We start from the raw sequence: 22677 nt of genomic DNA on the forward strand, positions 1-22677 counted from the left end.
ATGCGTATCACAATATTAGGTACGTGTTGTACGAGAAACGCGCTCGCGGCGGATACCCAGCTGGTTCTGGGCTCGGCTGCGACCAGGAAATAGCGCACATGGCGAAACTCAATATGGTGCGCCTTCGTCTCGGACGGCTCCTCGCAGGGTCTCGCCAACTTGCGCGGTGAGCACGGCAAGGAAGAAATCTGCGGCAATCTCCGGCAGACCGGAGTTGTCGATTTGCACAATATCAATACCTTCGACCGGATGTTGGTCGCCCCGGATCAAGCGCCGCCGGATGCTTTCCTGATTTTCGCGTCCCCGTTCGACCAAGCGCTTCGCCAATACCTCCATTGGCGCGGTGACGTTGACCACGAGCAGTTGCGAGTATCGTCGCCGCGCTTCCGACAGAATGGCGCGGGAGCCATTGGCCACCACGACATCGCCGCGTTCCAGCCACACGTTGATTTGTGAGGGGATGCCATAGGAAAGGTCATGCGCCTGCCAGTGCAAGGCGAAGTGGCCATCGAGAACTCGCTGTTTGAAATTTTCCTGATCGACAGCTTCGTGGTCCTCGCCAGCACCGGCCGGCCGGCTGACAATGCGGCGCACGAAATGAATGCGCGGATCCGCCCGAAGCTGGTCGCGCGCATAGTCGAGGAGGGTGTCTTTCCCCGCGCCGCTGGGGCCGACGAGAAGAATAAGACGGCCAGGCGATTCCACGGGCATCACACCGCCGCCCTGACAGTGGCTCCGGCCTTTAGCGCGAACTGCGAGCGAACAACGAAATCGGCATTGCGGTGTTCCTGCACGAACAGCGACAGGGCATCAATCGAATAGTCTTCGGACAGATACGGCTCGAAGATCTCCTCCAGGCGGGCCCGCACTTCCGCGCGCTGTTTTTCCGGGATGCAGTTGGTCAAGGTCATATGAAAGCGGAACCGGTCGGAGACATAAGGGTAACCCCAACTGACGAGATTGGTCATCTCGACGTCGTCGAGATGACAGCTCATGCGCCGCTTGAGGTCGTGTCCATCTATCGGTGCCCGGAACTGATCGAACTCCTCAACGACGCGCGACGCGAGGCCCCGCAGCGTTGGCCAAGGGTGGACCGGAACGAGAGCGAAGAAGCCGCCCAACAGGTCGATCCGCATGGGGCCGATCGGGCAGCCTGGCGTCTTTGCGGCAAAGCCGCGCAGAGACCGCTCAAGCGCTTCGACGGAGGTTCCTTCCTTCAGCCGAAACGGCGCCTTGATGGTTGCATGGAACCCATAGCGCCGAGGCTCGGATATGAAAGCGGCCTCTTCGGCATCAGAGGCGCCCGTACCGGGCGCGAATGCGTCGCGCCCAAGCCACGTCCTTGCTGCGACCGTCAACGGATGTTCCGGTGCCGGGGTGTAGTAGATTGCATAGCGGGATGTGAACGGTTCCGGCATCAGACCGCGACCTTCCGCTCCGCCCACTGAGGCAGCGCGTCGCTCGTCGAGGCATTTCCGACCTCAAACAGCCTGTCGGCAACAGCATTGCGGACTTCCTCGTCGTGGAAAATACCCACGACCGCGGAGCCGCGCGCCTTGGCCTCATTGATCAGATCGATGACGGTCGCCCGGTTTACGGCGTCAAGTGATGCAGTCGGCTCGTCCAGCAGCAGGATCGGGTAGTCGACTATGAAGCCGCGGGCGATGTTGACGCGCTGCTGCTCAGAGGCGGTGCAACTCGCATTCGGCGCCAAGAAAATGAATGTCGCATTTTTTGGTAATTCTTTTGCCCACGTGCACTGGAACATCGTTCCACGTTACGGCACAGATCCGCTCCCGGAGGACTCGATCTGGACGCTGGATCGTAAAATGATCGAGTCGTATTTCCTCCCCAAGGAAGAGTTTTCAGAGGTGAAAGCCACGCTTCGCGACGTTCTTACGAAACTCTCCGAGCGAGATCAGTTTCCCGTCTCGTTCGATTAAATCAGTCCGAAAAACGAGCCTTTGATCGTCACCAAAGCAGCGTCGGCTGCTGTCTTGCCTACTAGGCGTGATCAGACGAGGCGGTTCAGCGTTCCCAAGGATCACAGAAATGAACAAGATATTTATAAAACAGATTTCGAAGTCCTTTGGCGCGACGCCCGTCCTGCGCGACGTGTCGTTGTCAATCGCCGACGGTGAATTCCTGACCCTGCTGGGGGCGTCGGGCTGCGGGAAGTCGACGCTTTTGCGGATATTGGCCGGCCTTGAGCTACAGACCGGCGGGTCGGTGGCGATCGGCGAGCGGGTTGTGGACGGCGTGCGGCCGAAGCGGCGCGATGTAGCGATGGTGTTCCAGTCCTATGCGCTTTACCCGCATATGACGGTGCAGGACAACATGGCCTTGCCCTTGCGCATGCGCCGGCTGTCTTCCTGGCAGCGGTTGCCGCTCGCCGGCCGGTTCATGCCGGGAACGACTGCGACGACCGCCGAGATCGAACGGGACGTCACCCGCACCGCCAAGGCGCTCGGCATCGGTCATCTGCTCGCCCGAAAGCCCGGCCAGCTGTCGGGCGGCCAGCGTCAGCGTGTCGCCGTCGGCCGCGCCATGGTCCGCCAGCCGGCCGTCTTTTTGATGGACGAGCCGCTCTCCAATCTCGACGCCATGCTTCGGGTGCAGATGCGCGCCGAGATCAAGGAACTGCACAACCGGCTCGGCGTCACCTTCGTCTATGTCACCCACGACGAGTCCGAGGCGATGACCATGTCGGACCGGGTGGCGGTCATGCTCGACGGCGAACTCTTGCAGGTCGCCCCGCCGCAGGAGATCTATGCTGATCCCGACGACCGGCGCGTCGCCGAATTCATCGGCTCGCCGAAGATCAACATGCTGGAGGCAAGGCTGCGCGACGGTGGCCTCGCCGATGCGGCCGGCACCAGCTTTGCCGTTGCCGCGAATGTCGCGCACGGCACGGCCTTGACGCTCGGCATCCGTCCGGAAGCCTTCCATCTCGTCGATGCCGGCGGCGCGAATATCCTGACCGGCGCGGTGCGCTTGGTCGAGCATATGGGCTCTGACCTTTTCGTGCATCTCGATGTTCCGGGAACCGAGCATCCGCTCATCGCGCGGCTGCTGGCCGAACGCGCACCGCAGATCCTCACAGGCCAGACCCTGCATCTCGGCGTCAAGCCGGAGCGGCTCTTGCTGTTTGCCGCCGACGGCAAACGGCTTCGTCCGCATAACCATCGTAATGGAACCGTATTGCGGATGAGGGAGCTCGCGCAATGAGCCTGGCCACCTCGACCGCACCAGAGCCGGCCGCCTCTTCGACCGACAGTGCCGGAGGCCGCAAGGCGCTGCGCCGCCAACGGCTTGCCGAAACCATTACCGCATGGTCGCTGGCCGGACCGGCGCTCATCCTGCTCGTCACCCTGTTCTTCCTGCCGGTCTTTGCCGTCTTCGCCATTGCGCTGACCGACTGGCAGTTCGGCGCCAGTGACCTCGCCTTTGTCGGCCTTGGCAACTTCAAAGAGGTTTTTGCCGATGAGGGCTTTCGCGCCTCGCTCGTCAACACGATTGTCTATGTCGCCATCGTCGTGCCCGGCACGATCAGCCTGGGGCTTGTGATTGCGCTTTTGATCGAGAGCGGCAAGTCGTGCCGCGCCTTCTACCGCGCCATCCACTTCCTCCCCTTCATGGCAACGCTGACGGCCATGGCGATTGCCTGGGAGCCGCTCTTGCATCCGACCATCGGCCTTGTCAACCAGACATTGGCGAGCCTTGGCCTGCCAACGGCCAATTGGCTGCGCGACGAAGGGACGGTGCTGCCGGTCCTGGCCGTCATCGGCATCTGGCAAAACCTCGGCTACGCCATGGTGCTGTTCCTCGCCGGGCTGAAGTCGATCCCCCAGGACCTTTATGATGCCGCCGACATCGACGGTGCCGACCTGTGGTTCGACCGGCTTAGAACCGTCACGTTGCCGATGCTCGGCCCGGTCTCGATGTTCGTCTTCATCGTCGTGGCGCTTCGAGCCTTCGAGACCTTCGATACTGTACAGGTCCTGACGCAGGGCGGACCCGGCCACGCCTCCGAAATGCTGCTCTTTACGCTTTACCGCGAGAGCTTCCAGTACCTGCGCACCGGGTATGGCGCCGCCGTCGCTGTCGTCTTTCTCTGCATCGTCGTGGCGTTGACGCTGATCCAGGCCCGCGTCCTGGACAAAAGGGTTCACTACCAATGAGCACGCACAGCCCCCAGGGCCTCTCATCTTCGTCGGCGGTGATGCGCCATGCCGCCCTTCTGATCACAGGCGCGCTGATCCTCATTCCCTTTGTCTGGATGGTCTCGCTGTCGATCAAGCCGCCGGGCGAGATTTTTCGCGCCTCCTTTTCCTTCTGGCCGCATGAGTTCTACGGGATCGAGAACTACACCAAGGCGCTGACCGAGGCGCCGCTGCCGCAATATATGCTCAACGGTGTCTTTGTTTGCGCCTCGATCGTTATCCTGCAGATCCTCATCTGCGCCCCGGCAGCCTATGCACTCGCCAAGCTCGACTTCCCCGGCAAGAACCTGCTCTTCGCCATGGTGCTGATCGCGCTGCTCCTGCCGCATGAGGTCCTGGCTTTGCCGCTGTTCATCCTCGGTTATCAGATCGGCATTCTCAACACCTATGCGGCGCTGATCGTCCCCTATGTCGTCTCGCCCTTTGGCATCTTCCTGTTCCGCCAGTTCTTCAAGACCATCCCCGACGACGTCATCCATGCCGCCCGGCTCGACGGGCTATCGGAACTTTCCATCGTCTGGAAGATCATGGTGCCAATGGCGCTGCCGGCGATCATCGCCTTTGGCATCTTCTCGGTCGTCGGCCACTGGAACAGCCTGTTCTGGCCGCTGATCGCCGTTCGCGACCAGTCGCTGATGCCGCCGCCACTCGGCATCATGGCCTTCAAGAACGAAGAGGCCGGCAACGATTACGGGCCGCTCATGGCCGCATCCACCATCGTCGTCCTCCCACTCATCATCGCCTTCCTTTCCGCCCAGCGCTGGTTCGTCGAAGGGCTGACCGGTGGCGCGGTGAAGTGAGCCTCGAAATGAACTTGCGACGGTTTAACGAGAAAATCGTCGCTGATTTCGCGGTTTGAGCCTTCACTCTTTTTCTCAAGGACTTGTTAGAACCCATGAATTCCACTTTTAGATTGAACATTGACCTGGATGTGGATGGCCGCCACGATGGCTATCTCAACGTAAAGAGGACCACTGAGCTATCGCCGTTCGGATGCTCCATGATACCCATCAGTTCCATCCGCAACGGGGACGGCCCCTGCGTCGTGGTTATAGGTGGCTGCCATGGAGATGAATATGAGGGGCAGTTCCTAGCAAGACGATTGCTCGACACGGTCGAGGTCGAAAGTCTTTGTGGACAGTTGATCGTACTTCCTGCAGCGAATGCAGAGGCAGTCAGGGTGGGCCAGCGGTTTTCTCCGGCTGACAACGGAAACCTCAACACCGTGTTTCCCGGCAAAGAAAAAGGCACAGCAACCGAGTGCGTCGCGCACTTCATCGAGACGGTGCTGATGTCGCGAGCGGAACTCGTTGTAGACATTCACGGCGGTGGTCGACACGTCAATTATTTCTCCTCGGCAATGATTTCCGGGGCCGTTAGCGGCGACAGGCGTAGCCGCGTTATCGAACTCACCAAGGCGCTAGGGCTTCCAGTAGCGTTTTTCGTTGACGAGGAGGACTACTCCTCTTCGAGCCTTCTCGGGGCATGCGACCGTGCCGGGGTCATGAATATCTCAGCCGAGATCGGTGGCGGGACCGTGGACGTACCGACGCTCGATGAGGCACACAAAGGCCTCATGCGCCTACTGCACCGCGTTGGTGTCCTCTGTGACGCCCCCCAGAGGCTGCTTCAGACGTTGCCTTCCTGCGTCGACTGCCGGTCAGTTCAACCGTTTTCTCGCCAGCGGGCGGTCTGTTCGAACCGCGGGTTCGAGTCGGTGACAGTGTCTCGAAAGATCAATTAGCCGGGCTTCTGCATTCGATCGAAGTACCCTGGTCCAAGCCGATCCCCGTCTATTTCACCGAATCCGGGTTTGTACTTTGCGGTCGAGTGGAGGTGGCAACGCAGATCGGGGATGGCCTCTTCAAACTTGCGGTACCAGTCAACGCGTAAGCAACGCCGCTCTCGGTCTTACGTAATCATACGTCGAATCACACAAGCATTATGCAAAAGCCAAGTTCCACTCTTTCAAAGCAATCTGAAATCTAAGAGGGCACAAAAATGATGATCACTCGCAGAAAAATTTTGGTCGCCGGGATTTCCTCGACGGCTATACTTGCGGCGCCGGGTATTATTAGAGCGGCTCAAAAAACAATGGTCGTGATTTCTCACGCCATGCCAACCTACCAGGCTCTACTTTCTGAGTTGAGCGGGCAATTTGAAATTGACAACCCATCCATGTCCATCAAGTTCGTAGCCGATGGCGACAACTGGGATCCGCTTCTCAACAACACAATTCGAGCTTCCCTCGTAAATTCACTACCCGATGCATCCTGGCAAGTCGTCACTTATGCAGCCATTCTTGCCAACAGGAAGATCGCACAGCCTCTCAATCAGTTTTTCGGCAACGATCTGGCAAGCCTTGAACCCCTGGGGCTCTCAAAGGCTATCAGCGAGGCGATAAAGGTCAATGGCGACGTCTGCTGCGTTCCTTATGGCACGACAATTCCGGTCATATACTGCAACATGGACCTCCTGCGTAGAGTCGGCTATTCCAAGCAACAACCGCCAGCTTCGTGGGAAGAAATCCATGAGATCGGGCTGAAGGTCAAGGCTCTGGACGATAACTTAAACGGCGGCTTCATTGAATATACCGCAAGCAATGCCTGGATGTTCCAGACCCTGCTGGCATCGTATGGTGGGCAAATGATGAACCCGGCGAGGACATCGATCGCCTTCAATGGAGAGGAGGGGCTTCAGGCGATCACCACTCTTGCGCGTTTCGGCGAGACCGTCAGGACGGATATGTCGACGGAACAGGCGCGCCAAGCGTTCAAGGCCGGGGCTACGGCGATGCATATCCAGTCCGCAAGCGGAACGACCTCAACCGCAAAGGCAGCCAATGGACGTTTCAAACTCGCGGTCGCCCAGATCCCCGTCGCCAACCCCCAGGGACGTATGGCTGGGGCAGGTCACGGTTTCTTCATGTTCACCAAGGATCCAATCAAACAGCAGGTCGTGTGGGAGTTCATGAAATTCGCCGCCAGCCAGAAGGCCCAGATGATCCTGGCGATAAACTCGGGCTACATGCCAATCAACTTGGTGGCACTCAAAGACGCAGCGTTCCTCGACGAGTATCTGAAAATCAATCCTCTTCATCGAGACATCGTCGGGCGCCTGGCAGTCACGGGTGACCAATTTTCGTTTCCGAGCGACAACACCGTCAAAATCGTTCAGATGATGTCTGAAGAAATGCGTGGTGTGATCTTCCAGCGCACCACGCCGGAGGCGGCACTCCAGAACATGACGAACCAGACGAAAGACCTGCTCGGGTAAGTTTGATAACAGGGGGCGAAGGCTCAGCAGGTTCGCCCTGCCTCGTTCATATGGCACACCTTGTGAGGTTTGAAGTCATCCTGAGAATGAAGGCACCTTCGACAAGACGCTCTATCGCCAACGACACAAAGTCTCTCTTTGCTGGAACGGAAGGATAAGCAGTATAGCACGTCGCGCTACGATCGATGCGCCCATACCTTCTTCTTTGCAAGCATCGTCGCAACCATCATCTTTGGCTTTAAGCTACGAGAGTCGTGCTCACGATTTCTCCACCGGAAAGAGGAGAAATCGAGGTTTGGTCGTCGGCCTCCGAAATACCTCTGGAAACAGGGTGCAGGCTCGAGGGTCCATCTTCCTGCTCCAGTGGGCGTCAGGACTGAACCTGCTGATAGCGCCATCATTTTCTCAAACCGGCTTTCGCCGAACTTAACCGGGAAGGCATTGCGACGTTGCCTGGCGTCAACAAGCACATCACCCCGATCGGGGACGGCACGTCATTCTCACTGGCGATTATATCTGGACCCCGACAGACAGCGTTACGGCGCGAAACATCCATTCTTTTCAGCATGATCACCCTAAGTTCTTAAAGTCGGACAGATACATCACTTTCGTGTGGTGACGCCAAGAGCGGCTCGGATTCGTATAAATCACTCCTGCCTTGATTATTCTGATTTTCTGAACCGCATTGAACGCGGTTGCGTTTCCGAGCACACTCGCTAAAGATATAGATAATTATTGATTCTATCTATAATCATAGAGAAAGTTCCCGTATGTCAGAAGCGCCAGTGCTGAAATCCGTCGATTCAACTGCCTCGATCGGCGCAATATGGCATTTTTCTGAAGCCAAAAAAATCTATAATTTGCCATTTAATGACTTGCTGTTTCGGGCGCACACCGTGCACAGGGCGCAGTTCGACCCCAACGCCGTGCAATTAAGTAGGCTTTTGTCGATCAAGACGGGTGGATGTGCGGAAGATTGCGGCTATTGCAGCCAGTCGGCGCATTATCCCACCGGTCTCAAGGCCTCCAGACTGATGGAGGTCGAGAAGGTCGTCACTGAAGCGCGAAAAGCCAAGGAGGGCGGAGCGACGCGCTACTGCATGGGTGCAGCTTGGCGCAGCCCCAAAGACCGCGACATGGACAGTATAGTCGCCATGGTCGAGGGCGTCCGGGCGCTTGGCATGGAGACTTGCATGACGCTTGGCATGCTCTCGCCGCATCAGGCGAGCCGGCTAGCCGACGCCGGCCTCGACTACTACAATCACAACATCGACACGTCGGAACGCTTCTACCGGGAAATCATCACCACCCGTACTTTCGCGGATCGTCTGGAGACGCTCGCCAATGTGCGCGAGGCAGGGATCAAGGTCTGCGCGGGTGGCATCCTTGGCATGGGTGAGACGAGCGATGACCATATTGCCATGCTGGTGACGCTCGCCAATCTCCCGGTTCCGCCGGAGAGCGTGCCGATCAATATGCTGATCCCGATTCCCGGATCGAAGCTTGCCGATGCTGCACCGGTTGATCCTATCAACTTTGTCCGCGCTATCGCGCTGGCCCGCATCCTGATGCCGCAAACCCATGTGCGTCTTTCGGCGGGTCGCACGGCAATGAGCGACGAGATGCAGGCGCTGTGCTTCTTTGCCGGTGCTAATTCCATCTTTGTCGGTGATACGCTGCTTACCGCCGAAAATCCCGGCGAAGACGATGATGCCGGGCTGTTTCGCCGTCTCGGTCTGAAGCCGATGACGCTGGATGCAGCGGAATGATGCCCGAGCGACTTGCCCGCTATGCGATGACGCTGAGCGGGCTGGAGAGGAAGGGGCGGCGGCGTGAACTGGTGCCGCAGAATGGCATCGATTTCACGTCGAACGACTATCTTGGTCTTGCCAACTCACCGCGCATCCGCTCCGCCATTGCCGACGCCCTCGAGCGCGGTGTTGCCGTCGGCTCCGGCGGGTCCCGTCTGCTGCGGGGCAATCATCCGGAACATCAGGCGCTCGAAGCTGAGGCTGCCGCCTTCTTCGGGACGGAGAGGGCGCTCTATTTCTCCAGTGGTTATGCCGCCAACGTCGCGCTGTTCTCGACCCTGCCGCAACGCGGCGATCTTATTGTCCATGACGCTCTCATCCATGCCAGCACCCATGAGGGTATCGCGGCGAGCCGGGCAGAGGCTGTTCCCGTCCGCCACAACGACGTTCAGCATTTCGACGACGCAATCCGCCACTGGCGGAATGCAGGTGGCATGGGCCATCCATGGATTGCTGTCGAGAGCCTTTATTCGATGGACGGGGACTGCGCCCCGCTGGAGGAACTTCTCGAGTTGGCAAATCGCCACGATGGCTTTCTGATCATCGACGAAGCGCATGCGACTGGTGTCTTCGGACCAAATGGCCGTGGTCTTGCTGCCGGGATGGAGGGCCGGCACAATGTCGTCCTCCTCCATACATGCGGGAAGGCCTTGGGTGTTGCGGGCGCGCTTGTCGGTGCGAATAGCGTCGTTTGCGATTACCTCGTAAACCGAGCGCGCGCCTTCATTTACTCCACGGCACCTTCGCCCGTAATGGCGGCGGCGGTTCGCGAGTCCCTGAAAATACTGGCGGATGAGCCGCAACGCCGCGCGCAGTTCGAACAACTCTGGACTTTTGCCAATGCGCAACTGTCTGGGGTGCTTGGGCTCGAAGGCAGCGGCTCGCAGATACTGCCGGTAATGGTCGGCGATAACGCTCGCGCAAGGCGTATCGCCGCACGCATGCGCGCCGAGGGCTTCGATCTGCGGGCGATCCGCCCGCCGACGGTACCCGAAGGGACGGCCCGGTTGCGGATTGCCATCACCCTCAACGTCGATCGGGCTGCGATTTTGCAAATGCTCGACCACTTGGCAGCCGCATCTTCTGAGGAGGCTTTCGCGCTTTGCTACATATATCAAGAAGGTAAGACAGCATGACACTCCGTTTTGTGGTGACCGGTACTGACACCAACATCGGCAAGACCGTGTTCTCGGCAGCGTTGGCCGATGCGCTTGGTGCTGCTTACTGGAAGCCCGTCCAATCTGGCCTTGAAGGAGAAACTGATAGCGAGGCTGTCCAGCGTCTCGGACGGATACCGCCTGAACGGATCGTCCCTGAGGCGTGGCGGTTGAAGACGCCGGCCGCGCCGCATTTTGCTGCAAGAATCGATAAGGTCCGGATTGACCCGGAAGCACTGTCGCCTCCGTCGACGGAGTCACCGCTTGTCATCGAAGGGGCGGGCGGCGTGCTGGTCCCTTTGACCGAAGATGAAGTGTTCGCCGATGTCTTTGCCCGCTGGCAGATGCCGGTCGTCATCTGCGCCCGCACTGGACTTGGAACGATCAATCATACGTTGCTTTCACTCGAAGCCTTGCGCCACCGCTCCATTCCGGTTTTTGGCCTAGTCTTCATCGGCGACGAACAGGCCGACACGCAACAGATCGTCGCGAATCTGGGCAATGTGAACTGCCTCGGCCGCTTGCCGCGGATCGACCCGCTGACGCCCGACACCTTGCGCCAGGCCTTTCGTGTCCATTTCGATATTTCCTGTTTTCAGAAAGGGATCTGGTGACCCGCTCCGCTGTTTGGCATCCATTTACCCAGCACGCACTCGAACCGACAATGAAGCGTATTGTCAGGACAGACGGCGCCTATCTCTTCGATGAGCAAGGTCACGCTATCCTTGATGCCATCTCTTCCTGGTGGGTGATCACGCACGGCCATCGGCACCCGTTGATCACGGATGCGATCTGTAAGGCGAGTGAGATCTATGACCAGATTATCTTTGCCGAATACACTCACGAGCCTGCGGAAGAACTGGCGACAAGCCTGATTGCCGTCGCCCCTGCCAGTCTCGGACACGTGTTCTATTCCGACAGCGGCTCGACCTGTGTCGAGGTGGCGTTGAAAATGGCCTTCGGCTTCTTCCACAATCGGGGCACGCCACGCTTCCGCATTGTCGTGATGGAGTATGGCTACCACGGCGACACCATCGGGACGATGTCAGCCGGCGAACGGGGTGTGTTCAATATGGCCTATGAACCCATGCTTTTCGATGTGGATAGGCTGCCGTTTCCAGCTCCGGGCCGAGAACAGGACACGCTCGACGCCTTCGAGGCATTTTGCCAGGGCGGACAGGTCGCAGCGCTGCTGATCGAACCACTAGTGCTCGGAGCAGGGGGCATGCTTATGTACCCAGCGTCGCTTCTGGCCGAACTGAGGGCGATCGCGACCAAGCATGGCAGCTTGATGATCGCCGACGAAGTGATGACCGGGTGGGGCCGCACGGGCACTCTCTTTGCCTGCGAACAGGCGAACATCGCACCGGATATCCTGTGCACATCCAAAGGTTTGACCGGCGGCTCCCTGCCTCTGGCGGCAACCTTGTGTTCGGCGGAAATATTCGATGCGCACCTCTCCACCGATCGAAGCCGGACCTTCTTCCATTCGAGTTCCTACACCGCCAATCCGATCGCCTGTGCAGCAGCGCTGGCCAACCTTGACGTCTGGAAGACGGAGCCGGTTGCGACACGCATCCAGTCGCTCGTCGCCATGCATGGCGCAAGGCTAGAGCGGTTCAAGGCGGACGCCCGTTTCGGCAACGTGCGTCAGGCCGGGACGATCGTTGCGCTTGACGTCAATGTCCCGGCTACGGGTTATCTTTCCAATGCAGGGCCGAAGCTCCGGGCATTCTTCAAGGAAAGAAATCTCCTGATTAGGCCACTTGGCAATGTGATCTACCTGATGACGCCCTATTGCGTAATGGCCAACGATCTCGACCGGATCTACGATGCCATTGATAAAGCAGCGGACATGATTGCGCAAGGCGGCGACCTTTGAGCCCGGTCAAGACAAGCCGTATCGCCGGGTTTGGCCATTACGCTCCAGGGCGCCGTGTTGAAAATGCCGAGATCGAAAACCAGCTCGGACTCGAACCCGGCTGGATCGAGCGCCGGACCGGCATCCGGGAGCGGCGCTGGGTGGTGGAAGGAGAACTGCTTACCGATCTTGCAGCAAGGGCTGGGTGCGTTGCCCTTTACGATGCAAACGTAAATCCCGACGACATTGCATTGACGATCCTGGCCACGTCAACCCCGGACCATCTGCTGCCGCCCTCAGCACCGTTGTTAGCGCATCATCTCGGCCTGGCCAATTCCGGTGCGATCGATCTTGCCGGCGCCTGCGCAGGGTTTATCTATGCACTAACCCTCGCGGACAGCTTCGTTAGAACCCAAGGCAAGCCTGTACTCGTGGTGGCAGCCAATATCCTCAGCCGGCGCATCAACCCGACGGAACGTGCCAGCGCCGTGCTCTTTGCCGACGCGGCCGGCGCTGTGGTTCTGGTCCCATCGGGGGATCAAGAAGCGGGCGTTCTCGGTATAGAACTTGTATCTGACGGAAGCCGCTATGATCTGATTTCTATTCCGGGGGGCGGCTCCAAACTACCATTTGCGGAGGGCATGGCCGTAGAGGAATGCCTGATGACCATGCGCGACGGCAGGGAAATATTTGCACAGGCCGTGCAAATGATGACCACTTGCGCGAGACGGGCGCTGGCAAGCGCTGAGCTTCAGCCTTCAGACGTGACGAGGTTTATCCCGCATCAGGCCAATTCTCGTATCTTCGAAATTGTTGGCGAAAATGTTGGTATCCGGCCCCACAGGATCGTTCGCACGATCGCTGAATACGGGAATTCTTCCGCTGCAACCATTCCGCTTTCGCTGTCGCTTGCCCACCAGGCCAGGCCATTTGTCTCGGGAGAAAAGCTGCTGTTGACGGCAGCCGGTGCCGGCCTGACAGGCGGGGCGGTTGTCTGGGGTGTATAGCGGCGCTTGCGGATCTTATTCGATTCAACTAACTCCCGAATGCATGGTGATAGGGGTCTATAAAAAACAAAAAGTGTTTGAAATAATGCGAAAAATAGTCGCCGGAAAGCTGCATGGGATAAACCTTACAGAGGCGAACCTCAACTATCACGGTTCGATAACCCTTGATCCCCGCGCACTGCCAGGAAGCGGGCATTCTGCCAATGGAGTTTTTCACTAAAAAGCGCCCCCCTTAGGTCGCTTATCAAGGTCCTAACGATCGTCTGAAACAGATCCCGTCCCTGATGAATTGTGTAATAAGGCAACCGAAGGCTGATCATGCCGACACTAAGTTATAACTAAGTGAAGGCATGCGGTTCTTTAGCGTCCTCGATCGCATCCATGCTGATTTGAAGTGTTAAGGATTCCAGATCGGCATGGTTGCGAACGACCTGGCGACGGCTATTACGCTTGATTTCAGCGGGACAATAGATGTCGGGGGAGGAGCAGACGCAATCTTAGGCCATCAGCGAGTCAACAGAGGAACGGCGTTCCGATCCATACACAGTCCGGCGAGTTGCGTTTAGCGGGTTCTCTACGATCTCCTGCTGGATGCTTCGCAAGAGTGGCTGGATACTTGGGATCATAAGGATTGCCGACACGGCTCATGCTTGCCTGAATGTCCATGTCTGGAATCGGTTGTCGTTGGCACAAACGGCCGGGTACGCAGATACAGAAGATTATCCTCCGCATAATACGTAGCACCGCTTGTGGTTGGCCTGCCAGCCATCGCGGCCAAACAAGGCACCGATACGGCGATAAGCATAGCGCCGGTGCGGCAGGCCAGCTGCTGAATGGCCTCCCGCAAGCTAGTCTCCTCCTGGCATAAGGCAGATCGTTGCCAGTGCGGATAGTAGCCGGTGCGACTGACCCCACCAGCCGACACATCTGTTCAATTCCTAATGCGCCTTGCGACGAGGATGCCGTCATTTCGGATGACCGTGTAGATCCTGTCCCGCCAGGTTGGTCGCTCCTCTGGCGAATTTCCTTAACGCGCCGCAAGGCTTGTTGAAAAAAATCGAGCTCCAGCTCTTGTTGCCCCACCTTCCGCTCGAGTTCAACGATACGCCGGCGAGCCTTTGCCAGTGCGTTAGACTTAGCGCGCTGTCTGTTCTTGTGTTTGGCCGAGGCCAGGAGGTCAACTTGCTTTCTTTGACGGTTGCCCGCGCCGCTCTGGCTTCAGCACTTCAAACAGGCGAAGCCGATCTCGCACGGGTAAAAGGCGCTGGCGATGCACGCCCAACTTTCGCGCCAACTGACTGGCTTTCTCGCCAGCCTGCATGTGCACAAGGGCAGCGAATTGCTCAGTGAAAATCTTCTTCGTACTATTCATCAACAGTTCCCATGAATGAGGAGAACTGTCCGATATTTTACTGTCTCATTCTAGGGGTGCACTCCACACCCGTGCGCCCATGGGGGTGAGCACTATTGGTCAAAAAAGCCTGTCAATGGCGTCACCCAACTTCAACAGAGCTGGTTGTTCCCCGATCCCCGCGTACCGCTATCTCAGGATACGCCGGACGCCTTCTTGAGTCTTCAACAGAGCAGGAAGATACCGCGTGACGAGTTCTTCCGGCGTAGCTAAGAAAGCGGCAACGCCGGTGCTGAGTGCGGCGACGATCCGCCCACGGGCGTTGTAAACCGGCACAGCAATTGCTCGCAGTCCGATCTCGAGTTCCTGATCAACGTACGAATAACCATCTATTCGAATCTTGGCGATGCAATCCATGATTTGCCCGGCATCCGTCAGGCTTTGTTGCGTGCGAGGGCTTAGGTCAGACGCGTCAAGCTTCGCCCGAGCTTCGGCGTCTGGTAGTGCCGAGAGCAATACCCGCCCCATCGCGGTGCAGTGTGCAGGAAGCCGGGAGCCGGGCATCATTCCGACCGACATGACCCGACGCGGCGCGGTATGTGCAACATACACTATCTCGGTCTCATCCAGGACGCAGACAGAGACGGGTTGATCAATTTGGAGGGAAAGCTGGTCAAGCCAAGGCTGCATTAGCCGCACAAAGGGCATTGCGGCTAATGCCCCTGTTCCGAGGCGCAAGATCCGAGGTGTAAGCGTGAAGAACTTTCCATCGAAGTCAGCGTAGCCAAGCTGGTGAATTGTTAGAAGACAGCGCCTGGTCGTGGCACGATCAAGCCCCGTTTTCTCTGCAGCATCCGAGATCGTGAGCTGAGGAAATTCGTCGCGAAAGGCCTCTATGACCTTAAGGCCCTTCGCAAGGGAAGCAATGAAATCCGTTTTGGTTACCATCCGCACAATATCTTCCACATTTTGAACAAATGTCAACATGCGCACAAAACAGCTTTGCGACGCAGTAATTCGGCGCTTATACTTGGTGCCAATCACCACGAAGCAATTCGATGGAACGTGCCTTTAGAGGCAGGAATCTTTGTGACGGGCGCCGGCTCCGTAACAAGGTCGATATTTCGCTTGTGATGTCGGTTGCGCTGGCAGGGCTAAGCAACTCGCCTGCGTATGGAGATCTTCTTTGGTCAACTGGGAGGAATTTGTCTTGCATATCGACCGCATTGATGGCCGCATACTGGCCGCGCTACAACTAGATAATCGGCTGACATCGGATCAACTGAGTGAAATTGCGCACCTCTCTCCAACCGCTGTGCAGCGACGCTTGAAGCGACTGCGCGCAGGCCGCGTAATTGTGGGCGACGTCTCGATTGTATCACCTAAGGCTGTAGGTCGCCCGATCACCACGCTCGTTTCCGTAACATTGGAGCGCGAGTGTGCGCAGATTATCGACCGCTTCAAGCGGTCGATTCGAACGACACCCGAGATCATGACCGGCTACTACGTTACCGGAGAAACGGACTTTGTCCTGGTAATTACCTCTAAGAGTATGGACGACTATGAGGACTTCACACGGCGCTTCTTCCTCGAGAACCCCGATATTAAGTGCTTTAAGACTATGGTTATAATGGACCGCGTCAAAAGCGGGTTCGCGATTCCGATTGAAGTCGACGAGTTAGAGGACGCCTAAGGATGGTGGTCCAATTTGTCTGAGTCAGGGTCTAAGGGAGCCCCTTACCCAATCATCGATCATTGCTTCGGACTAACGCTGGCCAGTTTTCTCCAAGCCGCACACGCCCGGGGAGTACGCTGATCACGAAGGCGCACCTAACCGAAATGTGCTTTAGACCTATGATCGTGGCACCGTGTCGTTTCTTTCAACCAAAGATTGAATTGGCGATGTTATTTTCGAAGGATTCCAAATGACGGTTCCCGATTTTGAATTGGCCAGAAGAGCCACTAGCGAAGCGCTTGACACGTCGCTAGCGGACACAGCACGCCGGGTCATCGCGTATTTCTATCCATCTTGTCGAACACTCCGACGGTATTCTAAATTCCGCAGCATGCGCTCCACGGGGCATGTCAAACTGCAAGTTTCAGACAAAGAAAAGGAATCTGTCACCATTTTGGGACGTTCTTAAGTGCTGCCGTTACAAGTTTCGGGCTGATAGTTTATGGAAGATGTAACTATATGATACCGACAGTGCTATTTCTTCCACCTCGCACTCAGAGATGGCTAATTATCAAGAATTGTACGCCACATTTTCAAATGTCCCTGCGCCGGCTCCTTGCGGGCTGTTGTAGCCACAGTTGAAGCTACCCGCTACATCATCATAACCATCAATTACGATGACGGATAAAAGACGAAGCGGGGATGGAAGGCGCGAAGTTTCACGCGTTCACACGATGAGGGAGATCTCTAAGTTTAGCAAATGCTCACGCTCGGCGCACGTGCACAGTAAGTCAACAATAGCCCAGTTTTGCGTTAGGCAAGTCGCGATATTTGCAAATGACGGCACGACGGATCACACTCCAATGCAGCCATATTTGATGTTCAAATAGTCCTCAAGTCCGTATTTTGACCCCTCGCGGCCTAGGCCAGACTGCTTAACACCCCCGAAGGGCGCAACCTCCGTAGTTATTACACCCGCGTTGATACCCACTTGACCGTACTGAAGCCCCTCCAAGATCCGGAACGCGCGGCCGACGTCCTTGGTATAGGCGTAAGCCGCCAGGCCAAACTCGGTGTCGTTTGCAATTGCGATCGCCTGCTCCTCCGTCTCGAAGCGAAAAAGCGGCGCCAGTGGGCCGAAAGTCTCCTCCCTCGCGACCTTCATTTTGGATGTAACCTCGGTCATAATAGTGGGCTCGAAGAAGGTTAAGCCGAGAGCGTGGCGCTTGCCGCCAGCCATGAGGCGTCCGCCGTTTTCGAGGGCGTCGGCGATATGCTCCTCGACTTTCGCAACCGCGTTATCATCGATCAGCGGACCTTGGGTGACGCCCTCCGCAAGGCCGTTGCCGACTTTGAGGTCGCGCACAGCACGCGCGAACTTGGCGGCGAATGCGTCGTATACACCGGTTTGAACGTAGAAGCGATTTGCACACACGCATGTCTGGCCGGAGTTGCGATATTTCGAGGCAACGGCGTCTTCCACCGCACGGTCGAGATCAGCGTCGTCGAAGACCAGAAAAGGAGCGTTGCCGCCAAGCTCCATGGAAACACGCTTCATCGTGCTTGCCGCTTGAGCCATCAGCAGCTTGCCGATCCCGGTGGAACCCGTGAATGTCACCTTTCTAACGGTTCGATTGGAGCTCATTTCGCTGCCAATCTGAGTGGCCGACCCAGTGACGATGTTGATGACGCCCGAAGGAATGCCGGCCTCCTCGGCCAAAAGACCCCAGGCAATAGCCGAGTAGGGTGTCTGGCTGGCGGGCTTGGCCACAACCGTGCACCCTGCCGCAAGTGCTGCGCCTACCTTGCGGGAGAGCATGCTCGACGGAAAATTCCAAGGGGTGATGGCCGCAACCACACCGATCGGCTCCTTTGTGACCAGAATACGCCGATCGACCCAAGGTGACGGTATGGTATCGCCGTACACCCGCCGCGCCTCTTCGGCGAACCACTGCACATAGGCTGCGCTCATGCCAATCTCACCGCGAGCTTCCGACAGCGATTTTCCCTGCTCGGTGGTTAAGAGAATGGCGAGGTCTTCCTTGCTCTTTTCGATGGCGGCGGCAAGCTTGCGCAACTTGCCCGCGCGCTCAGCGGCGGTTGTATGACGCCAAGTTTCGAAGGCCACGTGCGCCGCCGCTATCGCGCGGCGGGTCTCCAAGGCGCCGCAGTTTGGAACGGTGCCGATAATCTCGCCGGTAGCCGGGTTCGTGACTTCGATCGTTGCACCGGAATCCGCCTCCACCCACGCACCACCGATTAGGTTCCGATCTCGCTGAAGGGGAAGGGTATTAGGCATCATTGATCTTTCATTATTGCGTGCATCATTTTCGCACCCACATGCACTCGCTAAGTGAAGCTGCTAAGCAACTCCGCGCTGGAGAGCAGCGCAGATTTTGTTGGGCGGTTTCCGGCAAATTAGCCTGCGGAGAATCTAAAGGATCAGGCCTCCGTCTATAATTATCGTCTGGCCGGTGATCATGGGCGCTCCAAAGCCCAGATACACGATTGTCTCTGCAATTTCCTCGGGCGTGCAACGACGTCTTAAAGGTGTGCGGTCGATTGAAGATTTGCGCTGTTCTTCGGTCCATTCGATCTGCCACGAACTGTCTACAGCACCAGGGGCGACTGCGTTCACCCGGACTTCGGGGGCTAACGAAACCGCCATGTGGCGGGTCAACGTTATAACGCCCGCTTTACTTGCGGCGTACGCCATACTTGATCCACGTGAGGATAGTGCTGACACCGATGCAAGGTTGACCACCGCACCCCCACTTTGACGAAGATAAGGCGCCATCGCCCTGGTAAGTCGGAACAGGCCTACGAGATTGATATTAAGCACCGACTCCCACATGGCGTCGCTGACAGCATCGAGATCGGCGGGGTTCAGTGCCCGACGTCCTCCGGGCGTTCCGGCATTGTTGACAAGCAAATCTAACCCGCCAAGCGCGCCAGCAGCCTGGTCTGCGAGTGCGGCTTCCTGTTGGTCGCCGATCGAGTGTGCAAGGGACTCCACATGACAGCCCTCACGGCGTAGCCGTTCCGCATGATCCGGTCCCAGCGGATCACCCGGCAAATGGTTTAGCACCACCTTGCACCCAGATCGAGCCAACCGCTCTACAGTAGCAAGTCCGATACCAGAGGCCCCCCCCGTCACAAGGGCACATTTGCCCTCGAGGGCGTAATTGACCATCATCGCGTGTCGCATTTGAATCGCTATCCTCTATTATTCACGGCTTCCAGGCGACGGGTGCACGTGGCTCGATATCCGTCACCACATCCAGCACGACCGGACTCGTACCCCGAAAGGCCGCGTTCAGCGCAGGCCGGAGGTCTTCCGAGCGTTCGATCCTGTGGCCCTCGACCCCGAACTGGCTGGCGAGTTCAGCGAAATCCAACGGTCCGAAGAGCCCCAGTTCTTCCGGCGTTCCCGGAGTGTCGCCCTGAATGGTGCGGATGTTCTGGATACTTTGCCCGAAACCGCTGTTGTTGTTCACAATCAGCACAAGAGGGATATTGTAGCGCTTCGCCGTCTCAAGCTCTGGAAGATGATAGTAAAGTCCTCCGTCGCCAGTAAAGCAAACGACGCGACGATTAGGGTCTGCACACTGGGCACCAAGGGCGGCCGGGAAGGCCCAGCCCAAGGAGCCCGCGGCCCGAAGATAGGTCTGTCCGGTGCCGTTGAGTTCGATCCCTGTGCATGTCCAGATAGACGCAAAACCAGTATCCGCAACGACAACGCCTGTTTCGGGAAGCGTATCGGTAATCGCCGCACAGATTGCTTCCACTGGGACAGCACCGCCGGATCCTGCGGCGCGGATATTGAACTCTTCACGCCATTTGGCAACTTGCTCAGTTGCCCGCTTTGCATAGCTTCCGTCTCGCGGTTCGCCCGCAGCGACGGCCAAGTCCACTAGGCGCCCCAAGGTGCGCTTCGGGTCGCCGCATATTCCCACCGTGTCGGGATAGCTGCGTCCGATTTCGGCGGGGTCCGAGTCTAGCTGCACAACACGCGTCTTCAATCCTGGCACGCGCCAGTCGAGGGTCACTTGGTCGCCCGTGCGACACCCGACGTAGAAAACCACATCTGCCTCCGCCACTACCCGGTTTGCGGGCGGCGCCGAATAGTTGCCCACCGTTCCAATTGAGAGCGGGTGACGGGTTGGAATGATCCCTCGCGCACCCAACGATGTTGCCACCGGCGCTTTAAAAAGCTCGGCGATGCGCAGAATTTCGGAGCCTGCGCCAGATTGCATTGCCCCGGTACCCGCTACGATTGCGAGGCGCGCAGAACCTTTAAGTCGCTCCAGTGCGGCAACGATTTCCGCTTCTTCGGCCAGCGGACGATGCATTGGCAATCGCCGCTCCGGAATACCTGCGGCAATTTCTGCGGAAACTTCTCCTTTCTCAAGGATTTCGCCCGTGTGGCCGGCAACGTCTATATGAACCGGACCCGGCGTTCCAGTGAGTGAGGTTCGCCAAGCATGAGCCAAGAGCCGTGGCAGTTCCGGGGCATCGTTAACATCCAAGCTGGTCTTGGTGACTGCTTCGAAAAGCGGCGGATGCGAAACTTCTTGGTAGGAATTGCGATGCTGATAATTCAGCGCTTTGCGACCGGTGAAAGCGATTACGGGGGCCTGTGCAAGAAAGGCATCTTGGATTCCTGCAGCCAAATTTGCTGCTCCCACCGATTGCGCGAAACAGATGCCCGGTCGCCCCCGAATTCTCGCGTATCCGTCTGCCATATAAGCCGCCGCCTTTTCACTGTGGACTAGGACGCGGCGGATGCCTTCATGTTCCATTTCGACCAGGGAACGACGCAGTATGGCATCAATAAAAAATACGTGATCAATGCCACGCGCTGCCAGCGATTTTGCGAGCCAGCTTGCGCCGGTTTTATTATCTGTCTGACTCGTATTTCCCATCAAAACCTCTCCACTTCGCAACGAGCGATGACTGCGCGCCACCAGCACTTGCATCAATTTCATATGCGATGGAAGATAACGCTCCTTGACGCCGATTTTTGCTATTGTGAATGGCCATGTAGCGGAAATCTGCGTCTAACGGAATAAATGGGAGAGGACCCTGCGCTGCTAGGTGTTTGCACCGCTCTGCCTTCACTTTCTTTGCGGCACGAGTAAAAATCTGATGGCCGCCGTACTCTCCGCGTCGGCCGTCGCATTTGGCCGATCGCCCTTACGCATCTTGTGCCGCCGAGCGGCGGTACCAAGGTACTTTGTCAGCATCGCCCGTCCTCGTTGATGCTACTCCAGCCTTTCAGCCGAGCCTGTCAGATGGTTCGCAACTCGAGCCAACACTATAGCCCGGCGATGTCCTCGTCCTTGACAATGTTGACTTCCACAAAAGCAAGCGAGCCGAGCAGAGGTAGATGGTTGCTGAAGTGCAAGTGCATCGCAGAGCGCTTCTTTCCTTTTACTCGGGAGCCAATATCTAAAAAAGCAGCGGCTTCGTACCGCAGGCGTACTCGTTGCTGTTGTCCATTGTGTCGCCCAAAGCGGTGGCCGTCCGATATCAATGATTACCGCTTCAAACAGGTCATAGGTGCCGAACCCGAGATCATGAGTGGGTATTATGTCGCCGGTGAAGCGGACTTCACTTGGTCATAAACGCGCAGAGCATAGACGACTACGAGGAGTTCACTCGCCGATTCTTTTACCAAAACCTAATATCAAGGACTTCAAGACCCTTGTTGTGATGGATCGAATCAAAAGTGGTTTTGTGGTTCCGGTCATGGCCACCACCGAGGACGAGGGTTGGTAGGGCCCGCCAGCGCTGTCCGGCCGCGTATCTCGCTGCGCCTTGCAAACAAAGACTGAGGCTTGTGTGTACAGATCATGCCTCGTTAGGGTGCGTCCCACGACGAGCCCCCAGTGGGCTGATGCCTGTGCGGCAATGTTAGCCTTCCGTGTTTGAAGATGAATCCCGACCTGGAGCGTGGGCATTCAATAGGCTCTACTGAAATAGCACTTTCATTTGCGAGGAGAAGAGATTGTCCGCGAGCCCACCAGCGATATGGCGCGTTGAATGCGCTTAACCGCGCTCGCTGACACAGTAGCGCTTTGAGTTTTGATAAGCGTTCTCAACAGGACTGAAATCGGGCGAGGGGCGACTTGAAGCAGCCCGCGTTCGGTTGGTGACTGCCTATGCGATCTGAGGACAGTAATGAAGGTCTGCGTCTTCCACGAATACAATACGCATGAAAGCGCTGGCCCTTTGGGTGACCCAGCCACAGCGCTTGGCCAGTCTGGTATACATCAAGGTCTCTCTCCGCGCTGATGTTCTCGTGCCTACAAGC

General features: G+C 57.5%; 19 protein-coding genes and 2 pseudogenes. 13 read left to right on the forward strand and 8 right to left on the reverse strand.

The genetic code is table 11. From position 1 onward, the window contains the following. Window positions 1-108 precede the first annotated feature (108 nt). From phnN to LB462_RS14205, 3 genes and pseudogenes are all read right to left on the reverse strand, one after another. Window positions 109-711, reverse strand: a complete 603-nt coding sequence (phnN, locus tag LB462_RS14195) for a phosphonate metabolism protein/1,5-bisphosphokinase (PRPP-forming) PhnN (RefSeq protein WP_224508918.1) — start codon at window positions 709-711, stop codon at window positions 109-111. Continuing rightward, window positions 711-1418 (reverse strand): DUF1045 domain-containing protein, encoded by a 708-nt coding sequence (locus LB462_RS14200; RefSeq protein ID WP_224508920.1) that lies wholly within the window; start codon window positions 1416-1418, stop codon window positions 711-713. The genes phnN and LB462_RS14200 overlap by 1 nt, the downstream gene beginning before the upstream one ends. Then, window positions 1418-1714, reverse strand: a pseudogene (locus LB462_RS14205) (phosphonate C-P lyase system protein PhnL); the annotation flags it as partial. The gene LB462_RS14200 and the pseudogene LB462_RS14205, both read right to left, overlap by 1 nt. A 4-nt stretch (window positions 1715-1718) precedes the next feature. On the opposite strand from LB462_RS14205, the gene LB462_RS14210 reads away from it, so the two are divergent. The 12 genes and pseudogenes from LB462_RS14210 to LB462_RS14265 form a co-directional block, all read left to right on the forward strand. Further along, on the forward strand, window positions 1719-1943 hold the full coding sequence (locus LB462_RS14210) for an HIT family protein (RefSeq protein ID WP_224509333.1): 225 nt from the start codon (window positions 1719-1721) through the stop codon (window positions 1941-1943). Between the two features lie 109 nt (window positions 1944-2052). Further along, window positions 2053-3228 carry an ABC transporter ATP-binding protein gene (locus LB462_RS14215; RefSeq protein ID WP_224508922.1) on the forward strand — a complete coding sequence of 392 codons (1176 nt, stop codon included), beginning with the start codon at window positions 2053-2055 and terminating at the stop codon, window positions 3226-3228. After that, the gene (locus LB462_RS14220; protein ID WP_224508924.1) at window positions 3225-4181 is read left to right on the forward strand and encodes a carbohydrate ABC transporter permease; all 957 of its coding nucleotides are present in this window, start codon (window positions 3225-3227) and stop codon (window positions 4179-4181) included. The genes LB462_RS14215 and LB462_RS14220 overlap by 4 nt, the downstream gene beginning before the upstream one ends. Then, complete coding sequence (locus LB462_RS14225; protein ID WP_224508926.1) at window positions 4178-5023, forward strand: carbohydrate ABC transporter permease; 846 nt, start codon at window positions 4178-4180, stop codon at window positions 5021-5023. Before LB462_RS14220 ends, LB462_RS14225 begins: the two co-directional genes overlap by 4 nt. A 200-nt stretch (window positions 5024-5223) precedes the next feature. Further along, window positions 5224-5967, forward strand: a complete 744-nt coding sequence (locus tag LB462_RS14230; RefSeq protein ID WP_224508928.1) for a M14 family metallopeptidase — start codon at window positions 5224-5226, stop codon at window positions 5965-5967. A gap of 434 nt (window positions 5968-6401) precedes the next feature. Next, on the forward strand, window positions 6402-7499 hold the full coding sequence (locus LB462_RS14235) for an extracellular solute-binding protein (protein ID WP_224508930.1): 1098 nt from the start codon (window positions 6402-6404) through the stop codon (window positions 7497-7499). Window positions 7500-8269: 770 nt separating this feature from the next. Further along, window positions 8270-9268 (forward strand): biotin synthase BioB, encoded by a 999-nt coding sequence (gene bioB / locus LB462_RS14240; RefSeq protein ID WP_224508932.1) that lies wholly within the window; start codon window positions 8270-8272, stop codon window positions 9266-9268. Next, on the forward strand, window positions 9265-10446 hold the full coding sequence (locus tag LB462_RS14245) for an 8-amino-7-oxononanoate synthase (RefSeq protein ID WP_224508934.1): 1182 nt from the start codon (window positions 9265-9267) through the stop codon (window positions 10444-10446). The genes bioB and LB462_RS14245 overlap by 4 nt, the downstream gene beginning before the upstream one ends. Continuing rightward, complete coding sequence (gene bioD / locus LB462_RS14250) at window positions 10443-11081, forward strand: dethiobiotin synthase (protein WP_224508936.1); 639 nt, start codon at window positions 10443-10445, stop codon at window positions 11079-11081. Before LB462_RS14245 ends, bioD begins: the two co-directional genes overlap by 4 nt. Further along, a complete protein-coding gene (locus LB462_RS14255; protein ID WP_224508938.1) occupies window positions 11078-12349 on the forward strand; it encodes an adenosylmethionine--8-amino-7-oxononanoate transaminase in 1272 nt (423 codons plus the stop codon). The genes bioD and LB462_RS14255 overlap by 4 nt, the downstream gene beginning before the upstream one ends. Continuing rightward, the gene (locus LB462_RS14260) at window positions 12346-13335 is read left to right on the forward strand and encodes a beta-ketoacyl-ACP synthase III (RefSeq protein WP_224508941.1); all 990 of its coding nucleotides are present in this window, start codon (window positions 12346-12348) and stop codon (window positions 13333-13335) included. Before LB462_RS14255 ends, LB462_RS14260 begins: the two co-directional genes overlap by 4 nt. 85 nt (window positions 13336-13420) lie before the next feature. Beyond that, window positions 13421-13547: pseudogene (locus tag LB462_RS14265) on the forward strand (aspartate 1-decarboxylase); the annotation flags it as partial. 965 nt (window positions 13548-14512) lie between these two features. On the opposite strand, the gene LB462_RS14270 reads toward LB462_RS14265, so the two are convergent. Together LB462_RS14270 and LB462_RS14275 are read right to left on the reverse strand one after the other, a co-directional pair. Continuing rightward, complete coding sequence (locus LB462_RS14270) at window positions 14513-14707, reverse strand: hypothetical protein (protein WP_224508943.1); 195 nt, start codon at window positions 14705-14707, stop codon at window positions 14513-14515. A gap of 168 nt (window positions 14708-14875) precedes the next feature. After that, window positions 14876-15634 carry an IclR family transcriptional regulator domain-containing protein gene (locus tag LB462_RS14275; protein WP_224509274.1) on the reverse strand — a complete coding sequence of 253 codons (759 nt, stop codon included), beginning with the start codon at window positions 15632-15634 and terminating at the stop codon, window positions 14876-14878. 262 nt (window positions 15635-15896) lie between these two features. Between LB462_RS14275 and LB462_RS14280 the strand changes: the two genes are divergently transcribed. After that, complete coding sequence (locus LB462_RS14280; RefSeq protein ID WP_224509276.1) at window positions 15897-16379, forward strand: Lrp/AsnC family transcriptional regulator; 483 nt, start codon at window positions 15897-15899, stop codon at window positions 16377-16379. An 835-nt stretch (window positions 16380-17214) separates the two neighbouring features. Here LB462_RS14280 and LB462_RS14285 read toward each other — a convergent pair. The 3 genes from LB462_RS14285 to LB462_RS14295 form a co-directional block, all read right to left on the reverse strand. Further along, window positions 17215-18663, reverse strand: coding sequence for an NAD-dependent succinate-semialdehyde dehydrogenase (locus tag LB462_RS14285; RefSeq protein ID WP_370637165.1), 1449 nt, complete (start codon window positions 18661-18663; stop codon window positions 17215-17217). Window positions 18664-18795: 132 nt separating this feature from the next. Beyond that, the gene (locus LB462_RS14290) at window positions 18796-19569 is read right to left on the reverse strand and encodes an SDR family NAD(P)-dependent oxidoreductase (protein WP_224508945.1); all 774 of its coding nucleotides are present in this window, start codon (window positions 19567-19569) and stop codon (window positions 18796-18798) included. 22 nt (window positions 19570-19591) lie between these two features. After that, window positions 19592-21286, reverse strand: coding sequence for a thiamine pyrophosphate-binding protein (locus tag LB462_RS14295; RefSeq protein WP_224508955.1), 1695 nt, complete (start codon window positions 21284-21286; stop codon window positions 19592-19594). Between the last annotated feature and the right edge of the window lie 1391 nt (window positions 21287-22677).

It is taken from the genome of Phyllobacterium chamaecytisi, from assembly GCF_020164455.1.
Taxonomy (GTDB): domain Bacteria; phylum Pseudomonadota; class Alphaproteobacteria; order Rhizobiales; family Rhizobiaceae; genus Phyllobacterium; species Phyllobacterium chamaecytisi.

Coding starts and splice junctions, on each gene's coding strand:
- LB462_RS14230 (WP_224508928.1), top strand. CDS start 5,224: ATGATACCCATCAGTTCCATCCGCAACGGGGACGGCCCCTGCGTCGTG.
- bioD (WP_224508936.1), top strand. CDS start 10,443: ATGACACTCCGTTTTGTGGTGACCGGTACTGACACCAACATCGGCAAG.
- LB462_RS14225 (WP_224508926.1), top strand. CDS start 4,178: ATGAGCACGCACAGCCCCCAGGGCCTCTCATCTTCGTCGGCGGTGATG.
- LB462_RS14290 (WP_224508945.1), bottom strand. CDS start 19,569: ATGCGACACGCGATGATGGTCAATTACGCCCTCGAGGGCAAATGTGCC.
- LB462_RS14245 (WP_224508934.1), top strand. CDS start 9,265: ATGATGCCCGAGCGACTTGCCCGCTATGCGATGACGCTGAGCGGGCTG.
- LB462_RS14220 (WP_224508924.1), top strand. CDS start 3,225: ATGAGCCTGGCCACCTCGACCGCACCAGAGCCGGCCGCCTCTTCGACC.
- LB462_RS14270 (WP_224508943.1), bottom strand. CDS start 14,707: ATGAATAGTACGAAGAAGATTTTCACTGAGCAATTCGCTGCCCTTGTG.
- LB462_RS14285 (WP_370637165.1), bottom strand. CDS start 18,663: ATGATGCCTAATACCCTTCCCCTTCAGCGAGATCGGAACCTAATCGGT.
- LB462_RS14215 (WP_224508922.1), top strand. CDS start 2,053: ATGAACAAGATATTTATAAAACAGATTTCGAAGTCCTTTGGCGCGACG.
- LB462_RS14295 (WP_224508955.1), bottom strand. CDS start 21,286: ATGGGAAATACGAGTCAGACAGATAATAAAACCGGCGCAAGCTGGCTC.
- phnN (WP_224508918.1), bottom strand. CDS start 711: ATGCCCGTGGAATCGCCTGGCCGTCTTATTCTTCTCGTCGGCCCCAGC.
- bioB (WP_224508932.1), top strand. CDS start 8,270: ATGTCAGAAGCGCCAGTGCTGAAATCCGTCGATTCAACTGCCTCGATC.
- LB462_RS14235 (WP_224508930.1), top strand. CDS start 6,402: ATGTCCATCAAGTTCGTAGCCGATGGCGACAACTGGGATCCGCTTCTC.
- LB462_RS14210 (WP_224509333.1), top strand. CDS start 1,719: ATGAATGTCGCATTTTTTGGTAATTCTTTTGCCCACGTGCACTGGAAC.
- LB462_RS14200 (WP_224508920.1), bottom strand. CDS start 1,418: ATGCCGGAACCGTTCACATCCCGCTATGCAATCTACTACACCCCGGCA.
- LB462_RS14275 (WP_224509274.1), bottom strand. CDS start 15,634: ATGGTAACCAAAACGGATTTCATTGCTTCCCTTGCGAAGGGCCTTAAG.